We start from the raw sequence: 7350 nt of genomic DNA, 5'->3' as shown, positions 1-7350 counted from the left end.
GCGGGAGCAAGCTCCCTCGCCACGGTTCTCGGCAAGGTTTTAGCGTTTTGCGACAAGCTCCTTCGGCAACTTGAAGGTCCAGAGCATGCCGCCCTGGTTGAAGTCCTTCACGCGCTTGGCCACCTCGCCGCCCCACAGCGGCACCGCACCACCCCAGCCGGACACCACCGAGACGTACTGCTCGCCGTCCATTTCCCAGGTGATCGGCGAACCGAGCACACCGGAGCCGGTCTGGAATTCCCAGACCTTTTCCCCGGTCTTGGCGTTGAAGGCCTGCAAGAACCCTTCAGGCGTACCGGTGAACACCAGGTTGCCCTTGGTGGTCAGGACCCCGCCCCACAGCGGCGCGTAGTTCTTGTGGCGCCAGACTTCCTTGCCGGTCTTGGGATCGATGGCCCGCAGCACGCCGATGTAATCTTCGTTCAGCGGCTTGATGGTGAAACCCGCACCGAGGAACGCCGCGCCTTTCTTGTAGGCGATGCCTTCGTTCCAGATGTCCATGCCCCATTCATTGGACGGCACGTAGAACAGGCCGGTGTCCTGGTTGTAGGCCATCGGCATCCAGTTTTTCGCACCGAGGAACGCCGGGGCCACGAACACCGAGCTGCCCTTGGCTTCGCTGCCCGGCGCCCCCGGACGGCTGGCCTCGTTGTAGATCGGCCGTCCATCCTTGTCCAGGCCGGTGGCCCAGGTGATCTTGTCGACGAACGGGAAGCCGCGGATGAACTTGCCGTTGGTGCGGTCGAGCACGTAGAAGAAGCCATTACGGTCAGCAGTCGCCGCCGCCTTGATGTCCTTGCCGCCTTCCTTGTAGTTGAACGAGATCAGCTCGTTGACGCCGTCATAGTCCCAACCGTCGTGCGGCGTGCTCTGGAAGTGCCACTTGATGCTGCCATCGTCCGGGTTCAGGGCCAGGCGCGACGAGGAATAGAGGTTGTCGCCAGGGCGCAGGTGTGAGTTCCAGGGCGCCGGGTTACCGGTGCCGAACAGCAGCAGATTGGTTTCCGGGTCGTAGTAGCCGCCCAGCCAAGGCGCAGCACCACCGGTTTTCCAGAGATCGCCGGGCCAGGTCTTGCCCGCCTCGCCGCCGGAAATACCGTTTTCCACGGCCTTGCCGTCCTTGTAGACGTAGCCCATGTGGCCTTCCACGGTCGGCCGGGTCCACAGCAGTTCACCGTTTTTCGGGTCGAACGCGCTGATCTGGCCGACCACGCCGAACTCGCCACCCGCCACGCCCGTGATGAGCTTGCCGTTCACCACGATCGGCGCGGCACTGATGGAATAGCCTTCCTTGTGGTCGGCGACTTTCTTGCTCCACACCACCTTGCCGGTGTCCTTGTTCAAGGCCACCAACTTGGCGTCGAGGGTGCCGAAGAACACCAGGTCGCCATACAGCGCCACGCCACGGTTGATCACGTCGCAGCACGGGCGGATGTCATCGGGCAGGCGCGCGTCGTATTGCCAGAGTTTCTTGCCAGTGCGCGCATCCACCGCGAACACCCGCGAGTAGGACCCGGTGAGGTACATCACCCCGTCCTTGATCATCGGCTGTGCCTGCTGGCCGCGCTGCTTTTCGCCGCCGAAGGAAAACGCCCAGACCGGACGCAGGTCCTTGACGTTGTCGACGTTGAGGGTATCGAGCGGACTGTAGCGCTGGCCCTGGACACCCAGGCCGTTGGTGACGATCTGTTGCGGGTTCTTCGGGTCCTGGAGAATTTCCTGGTCGGTCACGGCGGCCAAGGCCGAGCCGGACAGCAGCATGGCACTGAGCAGCAGGTTCACGGCGAAGGGCTGGCGACGTGCGGGATGAATCATGGCGGCTACCTCTGCGGTTATTGTTATACCCGGGAAATTTTCCCGGTCTGTCACAGATTCTTGGCCTCGGGGCCGCCGCCAACAATTGCCCGCTGTGTTGAGTTTTCTAGTTCCTTGGTACATGTGGAGGTAAGCAAATACCCCGTGGCGAGGGAGCTTGCTCCCGCAGGGGCGCGTGTAGGAGCTGACGAGTGCAACGAGGCTGCGATCTTTTCCCGGACACTTGAGTCTCAAGCGAAAGATCAAAAGATCGCAGCCTTCGGCAGCTCCTACAGGGCCCAGCTCCCAGTCACAGGGGTATGCGCTCAGTCAGGGTCGTGGGTATCCACCCGCTTCATCCCCACCCGCTCATAACGCGGATAAAGATGACTGACACTGCGAATCAACTCATACCGGCTCAGGCTGATCCCGGCGAAGCGCTCGGGGATGGGGCTGCGGATCATCTCCGCCATGTCGTCGCCCCGGGCTGCGCCGTCGCGCATCAGTTGGTCGAGCCAGCCCAGGTAATCGCGCATTTGCGTGAAAGGCCGGGCATCGCTGGTCACCGGGCCGTGGCCGGGGACGATTTGCTTCCAGGGCAGAGCCTGAAGGGTGTCCAGATCCTTGAGCCAGACTTCCAGGCCGGGGCTGTTCGGGGTGGTCAAGGCCCGTTCGTAAAACACCAGGTCGCCTGCAAACAGCACGCCGGTGGTTTCATCGAGGATCGCCAGGTCTGCCCCGGTGTGCCCAGCCAACGCCAGCAGGCGCAGTGAATGATCGCCGACCTTCAGCGAACCGGGGCTCAGCGCCTGGGTCGGCAACACGACCTCGGTGCCGCGCATCCAGTCGCCTACCAGCCGGTACATGTTTTCCGCCATCGCATCGCCCTGCTGCCGCAGCAAGTCGGTGGTGCCGGGCAGCGCACCGATGGGCACATCGCTGAAGGCCTGGTTGCCCAGCACATGGTCCGGGTGATGGTGGGTCAGCAGCACCTGGATCACCGGCTTGTCCGTCGTCGCCGCGATGGCCTGGCGCAGCGCTTCGCCATAGCGCTTGGACGGTCCGGTGTCGATGACCACCACGCCAGCGTCGGTGACGATGAACCCGGTGTTGACGATGTTGCCACCGTTGGCCTTGGCGAAATTATCCGTGCTGCCTTCCAGCAACCAGGTGCCCTCGGCGATCTTCCGTGGCTTTAGGGAATAATCGGTGGCGGACCACGCCGGCAGGCACAGCCCAAGACAGATCAGCAACAACCAGCGCATGGTGCGCTCCTTTGATCAGGGAATGGCCGCCTCGAACTGGTTGCCGCTGTTGTCGCGCAGCACCAGGCGGGTTTGGCCCTGGCCTTGGATGTCAAAGCCCAGGTTGGGGTTTTCGCTGACCGCCGGGAACAGCTCCAGGCGCGCCAGCAGCTTGCCGTCGGCGTCCAACAGTTGCGCCTGGTTGAGGAAGAATTCCGGGATACCGCTCACCAAGCCGTTGTCCATGGGATGGGCGATCTGCAAGCGCAGGCGATTGGAATCCCCACGCGGGTAACGCCCGCCCAATACTTCGCCCAAGTGTTCTTCCCATCCCGGTTGGGTGCGCACCACGCTGGGTGCGGTGCAACCGCCACCCGCCGCATCGATCAGGGTCGAGCCAACGTGCCACAGGCCGTCGCGGGTCTGCACGGCAGCACGCAACGGCGTCGCTTGCTCGATGCGAATACGGATCGACAGCCACGGCAGCACCCGCTCCGAAGGCTGGAAATCAACGATTCTAGGCAGCGGATTGAGCTCGGCCCAGGCCAGCACTCGCACGACGTCGCCGGTAAATGCCCGGGCGTCGATTTCCAGCGGCACCTGGCGCGCGTCTTCGGCAAAGGGCGGCGCCAGCAGCCGCACCCGCTCGTCGAACACGAACGGCGCATCCGCCAGCAATTGTTTGTGGTAGAAGGCCCACATTACCGACGGCACAGGGTCCTTTCCCGGCTCAATCGCGCTCGCCATCCACGGCAGGCACCCCAACAGCAGGCCAAACGCTCGCCAGTTCATCCCGCGCTCCTATTGGTACATTTCGGGTACTTCGTAGCGCAGGCCATAGCGGGCATATACCGCCTTGAGAGTGCCGTCGCGGATCAAGCCTTCCAGCGCTTCTTCCACCGCATAGGCCAACTGACGGTTGCTTTCATGCACTGCCATGCCGATCTCCCAGCGCTGCTTGCCCATGTTCGGGTAGGCGTTTTCAGCGAGGGCCAACTGCGGGTCGGCGGCCTGATGCACTTGCCAGTCGATCTCCCCACGCATCGCCATGACCGCGTCGACTTCGCCGGCCTGCATGGCCCCGAAGGCTTTGGCGACGGAGGGATAATGGCGGGTCTTGGCGCTAAGCATGCCGTTGAACACCGAGGTCAGGTAGAACGACGGCACGCTGTCGACTTCGACGCCGATGGGGTGCTGCTGGAACACCGCGACGCTGCCCACCGACTCCAGTCGACGACGGTCGTACGCCACCTGCCAGCATTCCTGCTGATACGGCCCGAACATCACCACCTGGGCGTTTTCCAGCTCACCGATGTCGTTGCGCCGTTGCACATAGTCATGATCGTACGGCACGCGCATCATCAGGTCGGCCAGTTGCCGGTCGTGCAATGGACTGCTGCGCCAGATGTAGTCGCGCAGGTCATCGTCGAGCTTCTCGCCGGGCGGCGCCCAGATCAGTTTCAGCCGCAAGCCCATGGCCTTTGCCAGCGACTGCGCCAACTCCACATCGACGCCCCGGGGCTGGCCCTGGTCTTCGAAACTGTAGGGCGCGAAGTCCTTGTAGACCGCGACCTTCAATTCGCCGGTGGCGATCATCTGGTCGTAGCTGCGCACCTGCGCCTGCGCCACCGGGCCCCACAGCAGCAGGCTGCACATCACCCACGCGAACAGGCGCATGGCAATCACTCCTCGACGTGCACGCTGTCCAGATAGGTCCGTACCGCCCACAGCGCTTCCTGGCTCAGGTAGTCGGCCATCTTCGGCATGTAGACCCGACCGTCGCGCACCGCGCCATGGCGCACGCGCTCGACGAACCATTCATCGCCGGCTTCGGCGGCGTCGAGCATGCGCAAATCCGGTGCGATCCCGCCGGACTTGGCTTCCAGGCCATGGCAGGCCGCGCAGTTCTGGTTGTAGGCCGAGGCACCGATTTCCACGGCCTTGTCCCGTTCGGGAGAGTTGCGATAAGGGTTCTGTGTGGCCCATCCGTCGGCATCCACCGGCAGGTTGGTGTCCTTGATCGGGGTCAGCCCTTTGGTTTCCACTGGCTGGGGCACTACGTTGCCATGGGCCCATGCGGAGCCAGCGCCGGCCAGCCCCATCAGCAATGCGGTAGCGATGATGGCGTTGCGTTTTGTTGTCATTGTTATGCCCTCGAGATTGCACGCAAGACCTCTTTGCGGAGGCCGTGCCGTCATCTTAGGAACCGCCTGCCCACAGCCGAATGCTGCTTTGGTGGTCGCGGTCTAGTTCCTTGGTAGCAGGTCGTCCGACGCAAGTCGCAAAGACAGGCGGTCTGGGAAGTCTTCCCGGCAAGGGCGGGACTTTTTCCGTATCGGACGAGGCGTGCAAGCACCGACCCTAGTCAGGCCAAAACCTCACTGGGAAATCCCATCATGACAATAAAAACCCTTCCTGCCCTCTCCTCCCTGGCCGTTGCCTTGCTGCTGGCCGGCGGCCTGTCCCTGGGCACCCAGGTGCACGCCGCCGTGACCTGGGAAGACATCGCCAATGATCACCTGACCACCCAGGACGTGCTGCAATACGGCATGGGCACCAACGCCCAGCGCTGGAGCCCGCTGGCCCAGGTCAACGATAAGAACGTGTTCAAGCTGACCCCGGCCTGGTCCTATTCCTTCGGCGACGAGAAGCAACGCGGCCAGGAATCCCAGGCCATCGTCAGCGACGGCGTGGTGTACGTCACCGGCTCGTACTCACGGGTGTTTGCCCTCGACGCCAAGACCGGTAAGCGCCTGTGGACCTACAACCACCGACTGCCGGACAACATTCGCCCGTGCTGTGACGTGGTCAACCGCGGCGCGGCCATCTATGGCGACAAGATCTACTTCGGCACCTTGGATGCCCGGGTCGTCGCCTTGGACAAGAACACCGGCAAGGTGGTGTGGAACAAGAAGTTCGGCGATCACGCCGGCGGCTACACCATGACCGGTGCCCCGGTGCTGATCAAGGACAAGACCAGCGGCAAGGTCCTGCTGATCCACGGCAGCTCCGGCGACGAGTTCGGCGTGGTCGGGCAACTGTTCGCCCGCGACCCGGACACTGGCGAAGAAGTCTGGATGCGCCCGTTCGTCGAAGGCCACATGGGCCGCCTCAACGGCAAGGACAGCACCCCGACCGGCGACGTCAAGGCGCCGTCCTGGCCTGACGACAAGACCACCGAGACCGGCAAGGTCGAAGCCTGGAGCCACGGCGGCGGCGCACCTTGGCAGAGCGCCAGTTTCGACGCCGAGACCAACACTATCATCGTCGGCGCGGGCAACCCCGGCCCCTGGAACACCTGGGCGCGCACGGCCAAGGACGGCAACGCGCATGACTACGACAGCCTCTACACCTCCGGCCAGGTGGGTGTCGATCCAAGCACTGGCGAGGTGAAGTGGTTCTACCAGCACACGCCCAACGATGCCTGGGATTTCTCCGGCAACAACGAGCTGGTGCTGTTCGACTACAAGGATAAGGACGGCAAAGTGGTCAAGGCCACCGCCCACGCCGACCGCAACGGCTTCTTCTATGTGGTGGATCGCAACAACGGCAAGTTGCAGAACGCCTTCCCCTTCGTCGACAACATCACCTGGGCCAGCCACATCGACCTGAAGACCGGTCGCCCGGTGGAAAATCCCGGCCAGCGTCCGGCCAAGCCATTGCCGGGTGAAACCAAGGGCAAGCCGGTGGAAGTCTCGCCGCCCTTCCTTGGCGGCAAGAACTGGAACCCCATGGCCTACAGCCAGGACACCGGTCTGTTCTACGTACCGGGCAACCAATGGAAAGAGGAGTATTGGACCGAGGAAGTCAGCTACAAGAAAGGCTCGGCGTACCTGGGCATGGGCTTTCGCATCAAGCGCATGTATGACGATCACGTCGGCAGCCTGCGGGCGATGAATCCCACCACCGGCAAGGTGGTGTGGGAGCACAAGGAGCCGCTGCCGCTGTGGGCCGGCGTGCTGGCAACCAAGGGCAACCTGGTGTTCACCGGCACCGGCGACGGTTTCTTCAAGGCCTTCGATGCGAAAACCGGCAAGGAACTGTGGAAGTTCCAGACCGGCAGCGGCATCGTCTCCCCGCCCATCACCTGGGAGCAGGACGGCGAGCAGTACATCGGCGTGACCGTCGGCTACGGCGGCGCCGTGCCGTTGTGGGGCGGCGACATGGCCGAACTGACCAAGCCAGTGGCCCAGGGCGGTTCGTTCTGGGTGTTCAAGATTCCGAGTTGGGATAAGGCCACGGCGCAGAAATAACCTTAACCCAACTGGGTCCTGACCCACACCACCCCCTGTGGGAGCGAGCTTGCTCGCGA

6 protein-coding genes are annotated in these 7350 nt (G+C 63.3%); 1 reads left to right on the top strand and 5 read right to left on the bottom strand.

All coding sequences use genetic code 11. The features are described 5' to 3' along the window. Positions 1-39: 39 nt before the first annotated feature. The 5 genes from OC610_RS17315 to pedF all read right to left on the bottom strand — a co-directional run bounded on the left by OC610_RS17315 (position 40) and on the right by pedF (position 5182). Positions 40-1815: a PQQ-dependent methanol/ethanol family dehydrogenase gene (locus tag OC610_RS17315; RefSeq protein ID WP_264429327.1), complete on the bottom strand. Its 1776-nt coding sequence runs from the start codon at positions 1813-1815 to the stop codon at positions 40-42. 305 nt (positions 1816-2120) lie between these two features. Further along, positions 2121-3059, bottom strand: a complete 939-nt coding sequence (locus tag OC610_RS17310; protein WP_264429325.1) for a quinoprotein relay system zinc metallohydrolase 1 — start codon at positions 3057-3059, stop codon at positions 2121-2123. A gap of 15 nt (positions 3060-3074) precedes the next feature. Then, positions 3075-3830 (bottom strand): quinoprotein dehydrogenase-associated SoxYZ-like carrier, encoded by a 756-nt coding sequence (locus OC610_RS17305; protein WP_264429323.1) that lies wholly within the window; start codon positions 3828-3830, stop codon positions 3075-3077. A 9-nt stretch (positions 3831-3839) separates the two neighbouring features. Then, positions 3840-4715 carry a substrate-binding periplasmic protein gene (locus tag OC610_RS17300; protein WP_264429322.1) on the bottom strand — a complete coding sequence of 292 codons (876 nt, stop codon included), beginning with the start codon at positions 4713-4715 and terminating at the stop codon, positions 3840-3842. Between the two features lie 5 nt (positions 4716-4720). Continuing rightward, on the bottom strand, positions 4721-5182 hold the full coding sequence (gene pedF / locus OC610_RS17295; RefSeq protein ID WP_264429320.1) for a cytochrome c-550 PedF: 462 nt from the start codon (positions 5180-5182) through the stop codon (positions 4721-4723). Positions 5183-5434: 252 nt separating this feature from the next. Between pedF and exaA the strand changes: the two genes are divergently transcribed. Further along, positions 5435-7291 (top strand): quinoprotein ethanol dehydrogenase, encoded by a 1857-nt coding sequence (gene exaA / locus OC610_RS17290; protein ID WP_264429318.1) that lies wholly within the window; start codon positions 5435-5437, stop codon positions 7289-7291. The last annotated feature ends 59 nt before the right edge of the window (positions 7292-7350 follow it).

The organism is Pseudomonas agronomica, from assembly GCF_025917275.1.
Lineage (GTDB): Bacteria > Pseudomonadota > Gammaproteobacteria > Pseudomonadales > Pseudomonadaceae > Aquipseudomonas > Aquipseudomonas agronomica.
Note: the sequence above shows the minus strand (reverse complement) of the source record. Positions and strands in the feature narration are given on the sequence as shown.

Excerpts from the sequence above, each read along its gene's own strand:
- OC610_RS17315 (WP_264429327.1), bottom strand. The coding sequence starts at position 1,815 with ATGATTCATCCCGCACGTCGCCAGCCCTTCGCCGTGAACCTGCTGCTC.
- OC610_RS17310 (WP_264429325.1), bottom strand. The coding sequence starts at position 3,059 with ATGCGCTGGTTGTTGCTGATCTGTCTTGGGCTGTGCCTGCCGGCGTGG.
- OC610_RS17305 (WP_264429323.1), bottom strand. The coding sequence starts at position 3,830 with ATGAACTGGCGAGCGTTTGGCCTGCTGTTGGGGTGCCTGCCGTGGATG.
- OC610_RS17300 (WP_264429322.1), bottom strand. The coding sequence starts at position 4,715 with ATGCGCCTGTTCGCGTGGGTGATGTGCAGCCTGCTGCTGTGGGGCCCG.
- pedF (WP_264429320.1), bottom strand. The coding sequence starts at position 5,182 with ATGACAACAAAACGCAACGCCATCATCGCTACCGCATTGCTGATGGGG.
- exaA (WP_264429318.1), top strand. The coding sequence starts at position 5,435 with ATGACAATAAAAACCCTTCCTGCCCTCTCCTCCCTGGCCGTTGCCTTG.